Raw genomic sequence first — 17,070 nt, 5'->3', positions numbered from 1 at the left:
CCACGCCGACCGGCCCCGGTGCTCCCGCGCGGGGGCACCGGACCTCACCACCACCACATCCCGGTCGCACCATCGCAGAAGGGGGATCGTCATGAACGATCTCTTCACCTGGGCAGCCCTGGGGACCATCGCCGGCGCGAGCGCCGCCACCCTGCTGGCCACCAACGTCATCGGCGGGCTGATCGGCCCGAGCGGCGACAAGCTCCGTAAGTGGATCGCCATCGCCATCGCGCTGCTGCTGTCCTACGTGACAGCGGCGTTCGCCGACGACGCCGGCGGCGAGAAGTGGGTCATCGCGTTCTTCAACGCGCTGGTCATCTTCTCCGCCGCGCTCGGCGTCAACCAGTTCCCGCCCGGCAACCGACAGGCGACGCCGACCCAGGTCGCGAGCGGTCGTGAGCCCCGAGTCTTCCGTTCCTGGGTCTGAGGGGTGTCGTCATGGTCTTCGGAATTCTCAGCGCAGCCATCCAGGTCGGCTTCGCCGCCCTGCTCGGCTTCCTCGCCGGTGGCTCGATCGGGCTGCTGATCGGCGCCGTCGTGGGCCTGGTGGTCGGCGCGGTCTTCGGCTGGTCGGTGGCCTCCGCCGGGGTGTACGGCTCGGACGCCCGCGGCATCTTCCTCTTCGTCGTCGACCACACCTGGAGTCTGCTCAACACTGTCGTCGGCGCCATCTACCTCACCGTGCACCTGGTCTTCGGGCACTCACTGGACCGGCCCACCTCACTGGGCAGCGGTCGGGTCAGCGTGGTGGAGGGGGTCTCGCCCCGCTACGCCACCACCATCGGCACCGTCTGCGCCGGCTCCAGCTCAGGCATCCAGCGGCACGAGGACGTGCACATCTTCCAGGGTCGCCTGCTCGGGCCGCTCTACATCCCCCTCGTGCTGGCCAACTACGTCCTGTTCACCATCGCGCCGGTGTGGCTGCTCTACCACGACCACACAAACGCGCCGATCAACCGCTTCACCCGGTACTTCGAGATCGGCGTCTACCCGCACGTGTGGAACGAGGCCATCGCGTACCGGATCCAGGGGACGCCGCCGCGATGACCACCCACGGGCGCGGACCGATCGAGAGCGCCACCGCCGAGCTGGTCGCCTGGGTGGCCAGCGCGGCGGGGGAACCGGTCCCGATCGGCCCGCCCCGCGCGTGCGACGACGCCGATGGGCTCACCCTCTGGCCGATGGAGCTGCGCCCGGCCCGGCAGACCCGCTCCAGCGGCGCGGTCCGCGAACCGTACCGGTTCACTGTCCGCCACCTGCTCTGCGTCACCGGGCCGGCCGGGTTGCCCCGGCTGGACCGGGTGCTCACCGCCGCGACCAGCGACGGCAGTTACCCGGTAGTGCTGGAGGCCGGCGACCCAGCACTGTGGACGGCGTTCGGTACGGCACCCCGACCGGCGCTGCTGATCGACGTGGCGGCGCAGGTGGACCACCCGACTCCGGCGGCGCCGCCGGTTCTGCATCCGTTGCGGTTGCGGCAACTCGACGTGCGCAGCCTCGGTGGGCGGGTGCTCGGCCCCCAGGAGCAGCCACTGGCCGCGATGCGGGTCGAGCTGCCCGCCACCGGGTCCGCCACCCACACCGACACCGAGGGCCGTTTCCTGATCGTCGGCGTCCCGCACGACCCCGAGCACCCGGGCCCGGTCCGGCTGCGGCTGACCGGCCGCGGGCTCGTCCTCACCGCCGACGTCGACCCGGCCGAGGACGACATCGTCATCGTCTGCGCGCCACCGACCCACTGACACCCACAGGCACAGGAGGACCGATGCCCAGTTACTTCTCCCCCGGCATCTATGTCGAGGAGGTCCCCAGCGGCGCCCGACCGATCGGGCCGGCGAGCACCAGCATCGCCGCCTTCGTCGGCGTCGCCCCGGACCGCTCCGCCCACCTGGGCAAGGCGGTGCCGGTCAACAACTGGACGGAGTTCCTGCGGCTCTTCGCCGGTGGGGAGCGGGTGGAGAGCACCCCGCTGGCCCGGGCGGTCTTCGGCTTCCTGGACAACGGGGGCGCCCGCTGCTGGGTGGTCAACGTCGGCGAGGGTGGCGCGATCACCGGCTCCGGGCAGCGGCGTGGCGGTCTGCAACTGCTGGAGGCCGTCGACGAGATCTCCATCATCGCCGCGCCCGGCTTCCACGACGTGGTGTCCCACGAGGCGCTGCTCAGCATGGCCGAGCGCACCCGCACCATGGTGGCGATCTGCGACCCGGCGCCGGACATCGACGACATCTCCGCGTTGACAAGGGTGGCCACGCCGTCCTCCGGCAAACCCCCCAAACCCGCCGAGGGTACGAGCGGCGGCGCCCCCGGCGGTCCCGGCAGCGGTCCGACCCAGCCGGGCGGCTCCGGCGGCCACGAGGGGGCCGCCTACCGGCCGCGACAGTCCGAGTTCGGCGCGTTCTACTACCCCTGGCTGCGGGTGCGCGACCCGATCAGCGGCGAGTTGGAACTCACCCCGCCGAGCGGGCACCTGGCCGGCATCTGGGCCCGCACCGACGCCCTGCGCGGGGTGCACAAGGCGCCGGCCAACGAGCCGGTCCGCGGCGCCGTCGACCTGGGCTACCTGGTCACCCGGCCGGAGCACGACGTGCTCAACCCCAAGGGTGTCAACGTGATCCGCTACTTCGCCGGCGAGGGCATCCGCGTCTGGGGCGCCCGTACGCTCGCCGCCGAGGCCAGCGAGTGGCGCTACCTCAACGTCCGACGCCTCAGCATCGCCATCGAGCAGGCCATCGCCAACGGCACCCGGTGGATGGTGTTCGAGCCCAACGACTTCACCCTCTGGCGTTCGATCCGACGCGACATCGGGGCGTTTCTCACCCGGGTGTGGCGCGACGGCGCGCTGCTGGGGCGCAGCCCGGAGGAGGCGTTCTTCGTCAAGTGCGACGAGGAGACCAACCCGCCGGACGTCCGCGACGCGGGCATGGTGATCGCCCACATCGGCATCGCTGTCGTCAAGCCCGCCGAATTCGTGGTGTTCAAGCTGAGCCAGTGGGCCGGCGGCACCGAGACCGAGACGATCGGAGGCTGACATGCCCACCACCGCCACCCCGCAACCCGGGGCCCCGGTCGACCCGTACCGGGCGTACAACTTCCGACTGCTCATCAACGGCGTCACCAACGGCCACTTCACCGAGATGACCGGGTTGGAGGTGAACATTCCTGGGCAGCCGTACCGGGAGCACGGCCTGGGTCGGATGCGGATGGTGCCCGGTCAGGCCGAGTACGAGCCGGTGACGCTGCACTTCGGCCTCACCGCCTCCCGCGAGTTGTGGGACTGGGTGAACGCCACCGCCCAGGGCACCCTCAATCGGCGCAACGTCTCGGTGGTGCTGCTCGACTCGGTCGGGACGGCCGAGGTGCTGCGCTGGAACCTGATCGACGCCTGGCCGACCCGGTGGCGCGGGGCGCACCTCAACACCCTCAGCCACGAGATCGCCATCGCCTCGCTGACCCTGCGCTACGAGGGCCTGGAGCTGGAGACCGGCGGTGCCACCGCGCCGACGCCCGCGTAGCTGGCTGGCCGGCCGGCTGCGCTCGGCGGCCGGGGCGGTGCAGCGCCTCGCCGGGCGGGTCGAGGCCGCCGGTCACCTTCCGCCGCCGTCGCAGACGCCCGTGGTGGCCCCACGCCGTTTCGGGGAGCCTCCGCGACACTGGCTGGACCTGGTCGCTGCCCACGCGCCCGGCCTGCTGCACGACCTGGACCTCGACCCGTCCCCGAACGGCACCGCCGAGGCCGAGGTCCGGGACGGCGGGCAGGGCGAATCGACCGGTCGGGTCGACGCCGAGGGTGCGGACCCGGTCGTTGACGGCAGGTCCGACGAGTCCAGCAGGCTCGGCAGGCCCGGCAGGTCCAGCAGGATCGACGGCCAAGCCGACGTGGGCGGTCCCGGTGCGAGCGGGGACGAGAGGTCGACCAGGTCGCGGGCCGAGAGCCGAACCGGCAGGTCGGCCTGCCCGTCGCGGGCCGGCGGCCAGCCGGACGGTACGGGGAGCAGTGCCGCCGCCCCATCCGGCGGCGGGACACCGTCGTCCAGCTCGGACCTGACCACCCCACCGGCCGGATCCACCTGGCCGGACGCGTCGACCCCGCCAGCCGGCTCGACCTGGCCGGGGGGACCGGACGCGACGGTGCCTCCGGTACGGCGGGCGGTCCGGGCCGACACCACGGCCCTCGACACCACGGCCCTCGACACCACGACCGTCGACAGCACGGCCCTCCACAGCACGGCCCTCGAGGCAAGGGGGTTGCCCCGGGCGGATGGACCCCGACAGTCGGTCCCCTCCATGGTCTTCGGGCCGCCCAGTTCGCCGAGCGGCCGCCCGCACCGGGCAGAGGCCGAAGCCACCCGAACCACCTCACACCCGCCCCTGGACGCACAGTGGTCCGGCGAGGTCGACCACTGGCGTTCCACCGGCTCGTCGATCGCCCGACCCACCGCCGACCGGCTTCCGGGTGGTCGCGGCGGCTTCCGGGGCGACTCGGACGCTCAGCCCTCGCCCACTGAGAACCAGAGCGGGCACCCGCGTGGTGACGCACCGAGTACGGCCACGACGTCCCGAGTGGACGCAATGGCTGCGCGCCGCCTCCTGAACGAGCCGAACCGGGGCGGGGTCGGTGCATCCTGGACCAGCTCGACGGCGACGAGCGCCGGAAACCGACCGACCTCCGGGCGCGCTGACCTGGTGCGCGTCGTGGACGGTGGACCCTGGCCGGCCCTGCCCGGCGAACCAGCGCCACCCGGGCACCCTGCCGCGGTGGGCATCCCCGGTACGGAAACGTCCGGCGGCGGACGAGTGACCGGCATCGACGGTCCGCTCCCCGGCGCGGCGGCGCGGAGTGTCGACCCGTGGCCGGCACTGCCCGACGACACCGCACTCTGGTCGGTCGCCGGCGCGGCGGTGGACACCGCGCAGCTGACCCGACTGGACCGGGAACAGGCGGGTGACTGATGGAACGCGTCGCCTTCCTCATCGACTCCTCAGGCGTTCGGGTGGACTGCCTGCTCAACCCGGAGACCGTGCAGGTGACCCGACTCGCCGGCGTACGGCAGCGGGGTGCCGGCGGTGGGCAGCTCACCGGATCCGGTCTGGCCGACGACCCGCTGGTCTTCACCGGCGGTGGCCGTACCGAGCTGGTGTTGGACCTGCTCTTCGACGTCGACTTCGTGGAGGCGCAACTGCGTCCGGCCGACGTTCGGGTGCTCACCCGTCCGCTGTGGATGCTGGCGGAGAATTCCACGGCCGAGCATGGTTGGCTGCGACCGCCGTTGGTCCGGTTGGTCTGGGGCAAGACCTGGAACGTGCCCGGTGTGATCATCTCGGTGGCGGAACGGTTCGACGCGTTCACCGGCACCGGGTCGCCGCGACGGTCCTGGCTGCGGCTGAAGCTGGTCCGCGCCGCCGAGACGGCCGATCAGGCCGAGGCCGGCTTCGCCGAGGAGTTGGCCGCCGCGAGCACCCCTACCGCCGCGCCGGGCAGCGCGGTGATCGCCGCCGGTGACGGCGCTGCCGAGCCGGGTCGCTCCGGTGTGCGTTTCGACCTGCTGGCCAACGACGCGCTGGGCTCGCCGCTGCGCTGGCGGCTGTTGGCCGAGCACAACCGGATCACCGATCCCCTCGCCGTGCCGGCCGGCACCACGCTCGCCGTCCCACCACCAGGCGCGCCGAGCGGTGGATCGGTGGTGGGCGCGGTGACCGGCGCCGCGCGGGCGTTGGCCGGCGCGGTGGGTGCCGGCGCGTCGTTCGTCGGCGCCTCGATCGCCACCGCGCCCGCCGCCTGGGGTCCGTCGGGCCCCACGGCCACCAGCACCAACCCGGGGGGTACGTCGTGACCAGCGTCGCGCCCCGGGCGTTGATCGTCCTGCTGGACGGCGTCGAGTTGGTCGGCGCGGCTCGTCAGCGGGTCCGCTCACTGCGGGTCGCGGCCCGGCTCGATCAGCCCACCCAGGCCGAGCTGGTGCTCGCCACCACCGCCGGGACCGGCGCGTTCGACCCGGCGGTTCGCCCCGGCACGGCGCTCGACGTACGGCTCGCCGACCACGCGGACGCCCTGTTCACCGGTGAGGTCACCTGCGTGGAGGTGGAGTACGCCGCCGACGGGGCGGCGGTGCTGCGGCTGCGGGCGTACGACCCGCTGCACCGGCTGCGCAAGCGGCAGGGGTTGCGGGTGTTCACCTCGGTGACCGCCGTCGAGCTGGCCCGGGAGCTGTGCGGCGCTGTGGGTCTGGCGGTGACCGCCGAGATCGACGGCCCTCGGTTGGAGCGGCTTCTCCAGCACCGGCACAGCGACCTGGAGCTGCTGCGCGAGGTGACCGGCCGGGCCGGGCTGCACCTGGCCGCCGACGGTGACGGCGTCCGGCTGGTCACCTTCGCCGGCTACGGGGAGCCGGTCGCGTTGACGCTCGGCGCGGGGGTGCACACAGTGCGGCTGTCCACCAACACCGACCAGGCCAGCGGTGCCAGTGCGGCACTGGGCTGGCACCCACAGCGGGCCGAGGTGATCAGCCAACAGGTCGACGAGGCGCGCTGCGGCCGACCCGCCGACGACCGTCCGGACCCGACCGACGTGGGTGCCGGCGGCGTTCGCACCGCCGTGGACCAGCCCGGCCGCAGCGACGACGAGTTGGCGGCGCTGGCCCAGGCCCGGCTGGACACCCGGGCGGCGGCGCTGGTCACGGCCGAGGGGGTGGCCGAGGGCGATCCGGCACTGCGGCCGGGCCGCCGCGTCGACATCGGCGGGGTGCCCGACCCGGTCGCCGGGACGTACGTGCTGACCGAGGTGGTGCACACGGTGGACGGCAACGGGCACCTGACCCGCTTCTCCACGGTGCCGCCGGCCACCCCGGCGACCCCGACCGGCGGGGCGGTGGTCACCCTCGGCAGCGTCACCGACGTCGCCGACCCGGACGGGCTGGGCCGGGTCCGGTTGACCCTGCCGGCGTACGGGGACCTGGACGCCGGCTGGCTCGCCGTGCTCTGCCAGGGCGCCGGGCCGGGCAAGGGTCTGGTGGCGCTGCCCGATCCGGGCGACACCGTGCTGGTGGTGCTGCCCGGCGGCGAGCCGGCGTCGGGCATCGTGCTCGGTTCGCTGTTCGGCGCGGTCGAGCCGTACGACGCGGGCATCGACGACGGAAAGGCCCGCCGCTGGACGATGCGCACCGCCGGCGGGCAGTCGATCGTCGTCGACGACGTGCGGCGCAGCCTGCGACTCGGCACCGAGGGCGGCAGCTTCCTGGAGCTGACCCCCGACCTGGCCGTCCTGCACGCGGCGTCCGACCTGGTGATCTCCGCACCCGGCCGGGCCATTGTGGTGCGCGCCCGCAGCGTGGACTTCCTGCACGCCGAATCGACCGAGGACCCGACCACAGCGGCGGAGCGGGCCCGTTCGCTCGCCCGCGCCCACCACGAAGGAGGCGGCTGATGCGCTGGATCCACAGTGACTCTGTGATCACCTGCGATCACGACGGCCGGGTCGAGAACCGACCCTCACGGCAGTGGGTGACAGTGACCGGTGTGCCAGTGCTCGTCGACGACGACCCGGAGGGACGCACAATCATCGCCTGCCCGAACTACGGCCCGACCATCAAGCCGTGCACGACGACGCTGACCGTCCGGGTCGGCTACAGCGACTGGGTCCGCGTCGACGGGCACCGGCTGGTGCTGTCGCACCTGGAGGGGTTCACCAACGGCACACCGCCGGGGCTGGTCAAGCACACGGTGCGCGACCCCCGCCAGCAGTTCCTGGGGGCGGACCGATGAGGGCCTTCCGCTTCGTCGGCGCCGGCTTCGACGCCGGCCGCACCGGCGGGTTGGCGCTCACCGCGGCCGGCGGCCTGGCGATGACCGACGGCGACGAGAGCGTCCGGCAGGCGCTGTTCCTGCTCCTGTCGACCACGCCGGGCGAGCGGCTGATGCGACCCGGGTACGGCTCCCGGCTGCACCGGTTGGTCTTCGCGCCCAACGACGACACCACTGCCGGTCTGGCCATCCACTACGTCCGGCAGGCCATCGCCCGGTGGGAGCCCCGGGTCGAGGTGATCGACGTGGACGCCGGGCCGGATCCGGACGACGCGTGGCGGCTGGTGATCCGGTTGGACTACCGGGTGCGGGCCAGCCTGACACCCGGGCAGCTGGTCTTCTCAGTGGATCTACTCCCGGTCGACGAGCCCGCTCAGGGAGGAGCGTCATGACGCTGCCCGTGCCGCACCTGGACGATCGCGGCTTCCTCGACCTGGTCACCGAGGCCCGGGAACGGATCCGCCAGTCCTGCCCGGCGTGGACCGACCTGTCGGCGCACGACCCCGGCATGGCGCTGGTGGAGACGTTCGCGCACCTCACCGAGGTAATGATCTACCGGTTGAACCAGTTGCCGGAGAAGGCGTACGTCTCGTTCCTGAACCTGCTCGGGGTCACCCGGCACGCCCCGACCGCGGCCTGGGCGGACGTCCGTTTCACCCGTACCGGCACCGACCGCGGCGCGGTCCGGATCCCGGCCGGGCTGCGGGTCGCCGCGGCCCGGGGCGCGGACCCCCGGCCGGTCGTGTTCGTCACCACTGAGCCGACGCTGCTGCCCGCCGACGAGTCGTCGGTGACGGTACGGATGCACCACTGCGAGCCGGTCGAGGCGGAGCTGCTCGGGGTGGGCACCGGCCAGCCGGGGCAGGTGCTGCGCGCGGCGCACGCGCCGCTGACGCACACCGCCGAGGCGCTGGACCTGCTGCTCGGGGTGGAGGTGCCGGCCGGCACTGTCGAGCTGGGCGCGGCGGCCCGCGAGCACGACGGTCGCACGTTCGAGATCTGGCAGCCGGTGGACAGCTTCGCCGGGCTCGGCCCGCAGGCCAAGGCGTACCTGGTCGACCGCTGCTCCGGCACCGTCATCTTCGCCCCGGCCCTCGACCTGCGACCCCCCGCCGGGGCGACCCCGCCCGGCGAGGTCACCGCCGACGCGACCGCACCGACGAGCACCGTGCCGCCGGTGACCGTCGCGGCGGTGCCGCCGGCCGGACGGCAGATCCGGCTCTGGTACCGCGCCGGCGGCGGACCCACCGGCAACGTGGCGGCGGGCACGCTGACCAGTCTTCGCGACCCACTACCGGGGGTACGCGTGGACAACCCCGCCCCGGCGGCCGGCGGCCGGGACATGGAGGCGCTGGAGTCGGTGCTACTGCGCGGCCCGTACGAGTTCTTCGCCCAGCAGCGGGCGGTCACCGCCCGCGACTTCGAGGTCCTCGCGACCAGCTCCGGCGCGGTGGCGCGGGCGCGGGCGTTCACCCGCGCCGCGGTGTACAGCTTCGCCCGCCCGGGTGAGGTCGAGGTGGTGCTGGTGCCGTACGTGCCGGAGGCGGCCCGACCGGGCGGGCGGCTGCCGGTGGCGGTGCTGCGCGAGCACGAGGTGCCCGAGGCGCGGCACCGGGTCGAGGCGGACCTGGAGGAGCGCCGGATGGTCGGCATCCGCTCCCGGGCCACCTGGGCACGGTTCAAGGCGGTGTCGGTGCGGGCCCGGGTGGTGGTCCGCCGCGAGGAGGACGTGGACGCGGTCCGTCGCCGCATCCACGACCGGCTGCACCAGACGTTGAGTCCGCTGCCCACAGCGCTCAACCCGACCGGCTGGCCGTTCGGCGAGCCGCTACGGGCGTCAAACGTGTACCGACTGCTGGAGCACGCCGAGCCGGGGGTGCGCTACGTCGAGTCGGTGCGGTTCGTTGTCGACGAGGCCCCCGACGCCGACGTCCGCGCACTCGCCGTGGACCAGTACCAGCCGCGCACCTGGTACGCCGGGCGCGGCCCGGTGCTGTTCCGCTCCAGCAACGGCGGCGCGGGTTGGGAACCGGCCGGTCGCTTCGACGACGAGACGGTGCTGCGGGTGGCGCCCGCGCCCGCGCCGGTACGGCCGGGCATCGTCGCGCGTCCTGGCTCGGTGGCAGTGGTGACGCTGCGCGCCTCGGGCGGTTCCCGGGTGCACCTGAGCACCGACCTGGGCGAGACGTGGTCACTGCTCACCGACCTGGACTCACGGATCTCCGACGTGGCCTGGCTGGATCGCGACGGCGCGGGCGCGCTGCTGGCGGCCACCGACACCGGCCTGTACGAGGTGTCGCTACTGCCCGGGGCGGTGCCGTTGCAGATCCTGGTCGACCCGTCGGACGCCGACCGGGGCTTCTACGCGGTCCGTACGTTCGTCTCCGAGCGGGGCGCGCCGGGGGTGGCGGTGGCCGCGCAGGCCAGCTTCGGGGTGTACCTGTCGACCAGCGGCGGCCGACCCGGCAGCTTCACCCACGTCGGTCTGGCCAACGTGGACAACCGGGTCCTCGCCGTGCAGTACGACGGCCCGGCCACCCTGCTGTGGAGCGGCGCCGGCGAGCCGGATCCGAAGAAACCCGGCCAGGGCTGTCATCGCACCCGGCTGTTCGAGTCCGACGTGAAGTGGCAGTCGATGCAGGCGGGGTGGAGCGGCGGTACCTGCCGGGACCTCGCGTTCGCCGGTCAGCAGGCGGTGGCGGCCACGCAGAGCGGCGGGGTGCTGCGGCTGGACACCCTGGCCGCTCAGCCGCAGTGGCAGGCGGTGTCGGTCAACTGCGGGTTGCCGTTGCGGGACCGCACCCGGTTCGTGCCGGTCGACGCCATCGCGGTGAGCGGCCCGACGGCCGGGAGCGCCGCGCCCGGCACCGGCGCGACGGAGCGGCTGATCCTGGCCAGCGGCGAACGCGGCGTGAACCGCAGCGCCGACGCCGTCACCTGGACGCCCAGCGCCAACCAGGCCACCGCCGACGTGGTGACAGTCCCCGATACCTGGCTGCTCTGCTCCGGCGAGCACGACATCGAGGTGGTGCGCCAGGATGCGACGCTCGGCGATTGAACGGCTGCTGCCCGCCGCCTATCAGCGGGCCTGCGTGCCGGGCAGCGTGCTCTGGGCGCTGCTGGACGTGATGGAGGGGCTGCACTCCCCGGACGAGGCGATCCTCGCCGAGGTGGACGCGCTGTTCGACCCGTACCGGGCGCCGGACGGGCTGGTCGTGCGGTTGACCCGCTGGGTGGCGATGGACCACGTGGTGGCCTCGCCCCGACGGGACAGCCCGCTGCCGCTGCCGGTGGGTCGGCTGCGCGACCTGGTGGCCAACGCCGCCCTGCTGGCCCGATGGCGCGGCACCCCGTACGGGATGCGCAGAGCCCTGGAGTTGGCCACCGGGATGTCGGGCTTCGCCATCGACGAGCCCGCCGAGCGGGCCTTCCACGTCGTGGTGCGGGTGCCGGTCGCCGCCGCTGGTCAGCTCGCCGTGATCACCCGCATCGTCGAGGCGGAGAAACCCGCCTCGGCCACTGTCGAGATCGTCCTGGAAGAGGAGTCGTCATGACCACCGAGTGGGCGGTCGTCGCCGCCGCCGAGCAGTTCACAGTCGATCCGCGCAACAGCGGTGAGCTGACCTTCACCGTCTCCAACCCGGGAAACGCGCCGGACACCGTGGTGTTCGACGTGGCGCCCGGTGACGGCTCCCAGCGGGTCTGGTTCACCGTCGCCGAACCCCAACGGGTGGTACCCGGCCAGGGCTCGGTGTCGTTCCTGGTCAAGCTCGCCGTGCCGGCCGGCACCCCGCCCCGGCGCTACGACATGACCGGGTTCGCGTACTCGGCGAACACCGCGCCGGAGGAGAGTTCCCGCTCCAGCGGCCGGGTCACGTACGAGGTGCGGGCGGTCGCGCCGCCACGGCGTACCCCGTGGTTGTGGATCGCCGCCGCGGCGGCGTTGGTGCTGGTGGTGGTCGCCGTGGGGGTGGTGTTGCTGACCCGCGACGGCGAGCCGGCCCCCGGCGAGCCGCGGGTGGTCACCGTCGAGGCGGAGAGCCTGGTGCCAGGGGCGGTGGTGGACTCCCCGGCGAAGAACGGGGCGAAGGTGGAGGCGCAACCCAACTGCTGCGGAGTGACCTGGTCCGGCGACAGGCAGCTGTTCTTCCAAGGGCTTGCCATCGGCGACAAGGTCACCGTGACGGTGCAGATCCCGGCCGACGGCACCTGGCGTTTCGCAGCGGTACGCACCACCTCCCTCGACTACGCCAACACCGTCTTCGCCATCGACGGCAACCAGGTCGGCGGCACGTTCCTCGGCTTCACGCCGACAGTGCGCAAGACGGAGTTCCTGGACGTCGGCACGGTCCAGCTCGCCAAGGGCCCCCACCAGGTCACGCTCCTGGTGGTTGGTAAGACGCAGGGCTCCAACCGCTACTACGCGGGCATCGACGAGATCCGGTTCACCGAGATCGTGGCGAAGGCCGTGGCGCGATGAGTGGTCGGCAGAAGGCGCTGCTGGGGCTGTTCGCCGTCCTGCTGGTGGCGTTGTTCGTGGTCGCGGTCAGCACGGGTCGCAACCAGCCGGGTGATCCGGAGGCTCGGCACGGGTTCGTCGACCGGTTGGGCGCGCTGGGCGGCGAGCGTTCCGCCGTGGATCCGGCGACGGTCAGCGCCGACTGCGCCGACGAGGCGGGCCGGCTGGAGTTCTCCGGCGGCTGCGTGGTGCGGGTCGCGGACCCGGGCGGGCTGCGCACCCTGGTGCTGCGCAGCGCGGCGCGCTTCACAGTCGTCGCCCGGGCGCCCGGCGACGCCGACCTCACCATCCGCGACGAGGTCGAGCCGGCGGCGGACGGCACCGGCGCGGTGGCGAAGATCGCCGTCGACCAGGCCACCGAGGTGGGCCTGGTCTGCCCCGGCCTGGGCGGCTGCACTGTCGTCGTGGCCACGTCCTGACCCGACCCGGGCTGAGAGGAAGGTGCCGCCGTGGGTGACCTGCGCAAGCCGTTCCTGCTGCTGGCCATGCTCGCCATCGTCCTGGCGATCGGGGTGGAGCTCGGTGCCGGGCTGCTGCTCGGCGGCGCCGACGCCGGCGCGGCCCTCGCCGACACCGCCGGGGCGCTGGACGTGGAGATCGACGACGTGTCAGGGGTCAGCGAACCGTCCGGACGAGGCACCGGCTACCTGGCGTTGATCGACGCGGTGGCGGTCTGGAGCACCGGGCTGTTCTGCCTGGGCCTGCTGCTGCCCGAGCGCGTCCAGGGGCGGGTGCAGGGCGTCGCCAGCCTGATCTTCTCGATCATCCTGATCATCGTCGGGCTGGTCGCGCTGGTCGTTGCGTTCGTGGAGCTGTCCATCATGGTGTCGCTGTTCCTGGCCGTCCCGTTCGGCACGCTGGCGTACCTGGCGCTGTGGGGGTTCTTCCCGGTCGGCGAGGCGGCGGTGCTGCTCGGGCTGGTGCTGCTACTCAAGCTAGTGTGGGCCCTGATGCTGGTGCTGGCTCAGCCGCGCTTCCTGCAGAACAAGGGTCTCGTCCTGCTCATCCTCACCACCCTGCTGTGCACTGTCGTGCTGGAGTTCCTGCACAACCTGGTGCCGGTGATCCTGGTCAGCATCGTCGACGACGTGGCGGCGCTGGTCTTCGCGATCATCGCGATCGTCTGGGGGTTGGTGCTGTTGATCGGCTCCATCCCGGCGATCGTCAAGGCCGTCCGAGTAACCGCAGCCCTACCGACCCGCACCAGCTCCTCACCCCGTTGATCATGAAGTCATTGCCACTCCGCCCGGCGTGTCGTGGCAATAACTTCATGGTCAACGAGGGGTGTTCGGGCTCGGAGCCCCGCTCAGAGTGGTCTTGGCACCGACGTGACCAGGGCGTCGACACCGTCCCGGTCGAGGATTCCGTCGGCCACCCACACCTGGTACCGGCCGTGCCGGCTCCCACCGGCCGGCACCACCGCCGGGCGGTCGAACGCGAACGCCACACAGACTCCCGGATACATCCCGGTCCGCACGAACCACCGGTCGCCGCGGCCGAGGCCCGCGAAGACCAGTGTGTACGCCCCGCCACCCGACCCGGCGCCGGTCAGCGCGAGCCACGGCGCCGCACTGCCGTTGACCGTCTCCTCCCCGGCCGCATCGGCGGTGAACACCACCGGTTCGCCGTCGGCGACGGCCCGCCAGAAGAACCCGCCGTAGCCGGCCCCGCCCGGACGGCCGTTGGTGGCCGGGCTGCCCAGCCGGATCTCCCGGTCGTCCGGGGCGACGAGAACGGACTCCACATCGAGCCGCCAGGCGTCCGGCGCGACCGCCGACGCGGCGAGCCACCTCCGCTCGGTCAGCAGCACCCCGCCGGCCCGGTCGCGCCACTGGAGATCGTGCGCGTACCGGCCCGGGGACCGTTCCACCTCGCCGGTGTGCGCGATGACGCCGTGGTCGTCCCGCCAGGTGTAGCCGACGTCGCGGACGTAGGTGCGCCCGCCCCAGAGGTTGCTGCCCTCGACGTCCTGCACCGCGAGGGACGCGCCGAGGTGCCACACGTGGTCGGCGGGAAGCGCGTCGGTGACCACAGTTCCGCCGAGCGTGCGTACCGGGTGCAGGTACGGTCGGGGCCCGTGCCGCGCGTCCAGCGCCGGATCGAGGATGTACTCGGCCACCTCAGTGGCCCCGACCGTCAGCCGCACCGGCTCCCCGCTCACGGCAGCTCCCGACGGCCGGCGACGGCGACCGACACCCGCCGGCGGGCGTTGGGGTCGGCTGGTCTCTGCCGGCCGCCGACAACGGCGACCGACACCGGCCGGCGGACGGTGACGGCGTGCAGGGCGGCCACCGTGTAGCCGGCGAGGATCGGAACCGCGACCGGGGTGACCAGGACGGTGAGCAGCCCGGCCAGCGCGACGACACCGGTGAGCGCCGCCCAGCGGGTGGGCGCGTCGAGGCAGGCGCGGGCGGCGGAGCGGGCCGAGGCCCACCACCGCCCGCCCCCGTTGCCGCCCACCTCGACGACGACCAGCCCGGCGTACCCGACCAGGCCGGCCGCGATCAACGCCGTCACCAGCAGCGCGACCGGGCCGCCCGGCACCCGGCCGGTGGCCAGCGCCGCCAGGTCGGCGGCGAGCAGCGCGGCGCCGGCGAGCGCGAGCAGGCTCACCGGGACACCGGGCAGCACCGCGCGGCCGAACCGGCGCAGTGTCGTGCGCGCCGACGGCCAACTGCCGGTACGCGTCCAGTCGTGCACCGCCGCGCTGGCGGTGCCCGCCGCCGCGGCGGCGGTGAGCAGGGGCACCGCCGCGAGGGTCAGCAGGATGCCCAGCAGCGCCAGGTCGGCGGCGTCGCGGGCGACGTCGCGCCAGTCCCGCCGCCCGCCGGTGTCCACGGGTTCAGCCCTTGATGCCACTGGTGTTGATCCCCTCGACGAGCATCCGCTGGAACGCGACGAAGAACAGGAAGACCGGCAGCAGCGACAGCACCGACATGGCGAACATCGGGCCGACCGCGCTCTGGCTGGTCGAGTCGATGAACAGGGTCAGCGCGACCGGAACGGTGTAGTCCTCCAGTTGGGACAGGAAGACCAGCTGGCGGAAGAAGTCGTTCCAGGTCCAGATGAACGAGAAGATCGCCGTGGTGACCAGCGCCGGGCGGCTCAGCGGCAGGATGATGTGCCGGAAGATGCCGAACGGACCGGCGCCGTCGATGCGGGCCGCCTCGTCCAGCTCCCGGGGGACGCCCCGCATGAACTGCACCATGAGGAAGACGAAGAACGCCTCGGTGGCCAGGAACTGCGGGATGAGCAGCGGCAGGTACGGCCAGTCACCGCCGACCAGCCCGAGCGTGCGGAACAGGATGTACTGCGGAACGATCAGCACGTGCTGAGGCAGCAGCAGCGTGCCGATCATGACGGCGAACCACATGCCGCGCAGCCGGAACCGCAGCCGGGCGAAGGCGTACGCGGCCAGCAGGCAGGAGAGCCCGTTGCCGATGACGGTGAGCAGGCTGACCATGGCGCTGTTGAGGAAGAACCGGCCGAAGCTGACGTCGAAGTTGGACCACCCGGCGGTGTAGTTGCCCGGGGTGAAACGCTCGGGCAGCAGCCCGACGTTGTTGACGATCTCCTCCTGGGACTTCAGCGAGGTGCCCACCATCCAGATCAGCGGGTAGAGCACCACGGCGACGATCGCCACCAGGATCAGCAGTCGCAGCACCGGCCGTCCGCCGGGTCGTCGGCGCGCGGTCGGCGGCGCTGCGGTCGGCGCTGCTGTCGTCGGGGTCACCGTCACCATCACCGGTCCTCCCCGTCGGAGTAGTGCACCCAGAACCGTCCGGTGCTGAAGAAGATCGCGGTGATGACCGCGATGGCGAGCAGGAACACCCAGGCCATCGCCGAGGCGTAGCCCATGTTGAGGTCGGTGAAGCCGGTGATGTAGAGGTTCAGCGTGTACATCAGGGTGGAGTCGACAGGGCCGCCGGTGCCGTTGCTGAGCACGAACGCGGCGGTGAAGCCCTGGAAGCCGTTGATGGTCTCCAGCACCAGGTTGAAGAAGATGACCGGGGAGAGCATCGGCAGTGTGACGTTGCGGAACTGACGGAACCGGCCGGCTCCGTCGACCGACGCGGCCTCGTACAGCTCGGTGGGCACCTGCTTGAGCCCGGCCAGGAAGATCACCATGGGTGCGCCGAACTGCCAGATGGCCAGCACCATCAGTGTCTCGAGGGCCCAGTCGGGGTCGTTGACCCACGGCTTGCCGGTGATGCCGACGAGGCTCAGCAGCGAGTTGAACGCGCCGTCGCGGTTGAACATGTTGACCCAGACGATGGCCAGCGCGACGCTGCCGCCGAGCAGGGACGGCAGGTAGAACAACCCGCGGAACAGCCCGACGCCGCGCCAGGCGCGGTTGAGCAGCAGCGCCACGCCGAGCGCCGCGGCCAGCTTCAGCGGTACGGCGATCAGCGCGAAGGTCAGTGTGACCCGTACCGCGTGCCAGTACGACGGGTCGGCGGTGAACATGCGTTCGTAGTTGGCCAGCCCCACCCACTCCACCTCGGAGAAGGGGGTGAGGATGTCGTAGTTGGTGAAGCTCAGGTAGAGCGACAGCACCATGGGGACTGCCGTGACACCCATCAGGCCGATGAGCCACGGCGACAGGAAGACGTACCCCGCCAGACCTTCGCTGTTCCGGAAGCGTCCGGGCCCACGCCTCTCAGCGTGGGCCTGCCGCTGGTCGTCAGCGGATCTCCGGACCAGCTCGGGCACGTCGGAGTTCAGGCGCTGCACTGTGACGTTGAGCAGATCGG

At 72.6% G+C, this 17,070-nt stretch carries 19 protein-coding genes; 15 read left to right on the top strand and 4 right to left on the bottom strand.

The features are described 5' to 3' along the window. The first annotated feature begins 91 nt into the window (after positions 1-91). From AB0C20_RS28605 to AB0C20_RS28535, 15 genes are read left to right on the top strand one after another with little or no spacing between them, the layout of a single operon-like run. Positions 92-427 (top strand): hypothetical protein, encoded by a 336-nt coding sequence (locus tag AB0C20_RS28605; RefSeq protein ID WP_030327513.1) that lies wholly within the window; start codon positions 92-94, stop codon positions 425-427. 11 nt (positions 428-438) lie between these two features. Continuing rightward, on the top strand, positions 439-1,047 hold the full coding sequence (locus AB0C20_RS28600; RefSeq protein WP_357188166.1) for a glycine zipper family protein: 609 nt from the start codon (positions 439-441) through the stop codon (positions 1,045-1,047). Next, entirely contained in the window at positions 1,044-1,742 is a 699-nt protein-coding gene (locus tag AB0C20_RS28595; RefSeq protein ID WP_357188168.1) for a carboxypeptidase regulatory-like domain-containing protein, read from the top strand. The genes AB0C20_RS28600 and AB0C20_RS28595 overlap by 4 nt, the downstream gene beginning before the upstream one ends. Positions 1,743-1,765: 23 nt before the next feature. Further along, positions 1,766-3,028: a phage tail sheath subtilisin-like domain-containing protein gene (locus AB0C20_RS28590; protein ID WP_357188170.1), complete on the top strand. Its 1,263-nt coding sequence runs from the start codon at positions 1,766-1,768 to the stop codon at positions 3,026-3,028. A 1-nt stretch (position 3,029) separates the two neighbouring features. Beyond that, entirely contained in the window at positions 3,030-3,512 is a 483-nt protein-coding gene (locus tag AB0C20_RS28585; RefSeq protein ID WP_030327509.1) for a phage tail protein, read from the top strand. Beyond that, entirely contained in the window at positions 3,487-4,950 is a 1,464-nt protein-coding gene (locus tag AB0C20_RS28580) for a hypothetical protein (protein ID WP_357188172.1), read from the top strand. Before AB0C20_RS28585 ends, AB0C20_RS28580 begins: the two co-directional genes overlap by 26 nt. Next, positions 4,950-5,831, top strand: a complete 882-nt coding sequence (locus tag AB0C20_RS28575; RefSeq protein WP_357188174.1) for a hypothetical protein — start codon at positions 4,950-4,952, stop codon at positions 5,829-5,831. Before AB0C20_RS28580 ends, AB0C20_RS28575 begins: the two co-directional genes overlap by 1 nt. Beyond that, positions 5,828-7,420 (top strand): contractile injection system protein, VgrG/Pvc8 family, encoded by a 1,593-nt coding sequence (locus tag AB0C20_RS28570; protein WP_357569102.1) that lies wholly within the window; start codon positions 5,828-5,830, stop codon positions 7,418-7,420. Before AB0C20_RS28575 ends, AB0C20_RS28570 begins: the two co-directional genes overlap by 4 nt. Continuing rightward, positions 7,420-7,758: a hypothetical protein gene (locus tag AB0C20_RS28565; protein WP_357188178.1), complete on the top strand. Its 339-nt coding sequence runs from the start codon at positions 7,420-7,422 to the stop codon at positions 7,756-7,758. The genes AB0C20_RS28570 and AB0C20_RS28565 overlap by 1 nt, the downstream gene beginning before the upstream one ends. After that, on the top strand, positions 7,755-8,189 hold the full coding sequence (locus AB0C20_RS28560) for a GPW/gp25 family protein (protein WP_357188180.1): 435 nt from the start codon (positions 7,755-7,757) through the stop codon (positions 8,187-8,189). The genes AB0C20_RS28565 and AB0C20_RS28560 overlap by 4 nt, the downstream gene beginning before the upstream one ends. Beyond that, on the top strand, positions 8,186-10,855 hold the full coding sequence (locus tag AB0C20_RS28555) for a putative baseplate assembly protein (protein ID WP_357569101.1): 2,670 nt from the start codon (positions 8,186-8,188) through the stop codon (positions 10,853-10,855). The genes AB0C20_RS28560 and AB0C20_RS28555 overlap by 4 nt, the downstream gene beginning before the upstream one ends. After that, positions 10,836-11,351 carry a phage tail protein gene (locus tag AB0C20_RS28550; RefSeq protein WP_357569100.1) on the top strand — a complete coding sequence of 172 codons (516 nt, stop codon included), beginning with the start codon at positions 10,836-10,838 and terminating at the stop codon, positions 11,349-11,351. The genes AB0C20_RS28555 and AB0C20_RS28550 overlap by 20 nt, the downstream gene beginning before the upstream one ends. Next, a complete protein-coding gene (locus AB0C20_RS28545; protein ID WP_357569099.1) occupies positions 11,348-12,277 on the top strand; it encodes a hypothetical protein in 930 nt (309 codons plus the stop codon). The genes AB0C20_RS28550 and AB0C20_RS28545 overlap by 4 nt, the downstream gene beginning before the upstream one ends. After that, positions 12,274-12,735, top strand: coding sequence for a hypothetical protein (locus tag AB0C20_RS28540; RefSeq protein ID WP_357188186.1), 462 nt, complete (start codon positions 12,274-12,276; stop codon positions 12,733-12,735). The genes AB0C20_RS28545 and AB0C20_RS28540 overlap by 4 nt, the downstream gene beginning before the upstream one ends. 30 nt (positions 12,736-12,765) lie before the next feature. Next, positions 12,766-13,539 (top strand): hypothetical protein, encoded by a 774-nt coding sequence (locus tag AB0C20_RS28535; protein ID WP_357569098.1) that lies wholly within the window; start codon positions 12,766-12,768, stop codon positions 13,537-13,539. A gap of 83 nt (positions 13,540-13,622) precedes the next feature. Here the strand turns inward: AB0C20_RS28535 and AB0C20_RS28530 are convergent, their stop codons facing one another. From AB0C20_RS28530 to AB0C20_RS28515, 4 genes are read right to left on the bottom strand one after another with little or no spacing between them, the layout of a single operon-like run. Beyond that, the gene (locus tag AB0C20_RS28530) at positions 13,623-14,477 is read right to left on the bottom strand and encodes a PmoA family protein (protein ID WP_357569097.1); all 855 of its coding nucleotides are present in this window, start codon (positions 14,475-14,477) and stop codon (positions 13,623-13,625) included. Then, positions 14,474-15,154 (bottom strand): hypothetical protein, encoded by a 681-nt coding sequence (locus AB0C20_RS28525; RefSeq protein WP_357569096.1) that lies wholly within the window; start codon positions 15,152-15,154, stop codon positions 14,474-14,476. Before AB0C20_RS28525 ends, AB0C20_RS28530 begins: the two co-directional genes overlap by 4 nt. Positions 15,155-15,158: 4 nt before the next feature. Then, positions 15,159-16,058 (bottom strand): carbohydrate ABC transporter permease, encoded by a 900-nt coding sequence (locus AB0C20_RS28520; protein WP_357188194.1) that lies wholly within the window; start codon positions 16,056-16,058, stop codon positions 15,159-15,161. After that, positions 16,058-16,939, bottom strand: a complete 882-nt coding sequence (locus AB0C20_RS28515; RefSeq protein ID WP_357569103.1) for a sugar ABC transporter permease — start codon at positions 16,937-16,939, stop codon at positions 16,058-16,060. Before AB0C20_RS28515 ends, AB0C20_RS28520 begins: the two co-directional genes overlap by 1 nt. Positions 16,940-17,070: the final 131 nt, after the last annotated feature.

The organism is Micromonospora sp. NPDC048843 (assembly GCF_040649965.1).
GTDB classification, from domain to species: domain Bacteria; phylum Actinomycetota; class Actinomycetes; order Mycobacteriales; family Micromonosporaceae; genus Micromonospora; species Micromonospora hortensis.
Note: the sequence above shows the minus strand (reverse complement) of the source record. Positions and strands in the feature narration are given on the sequence as shown.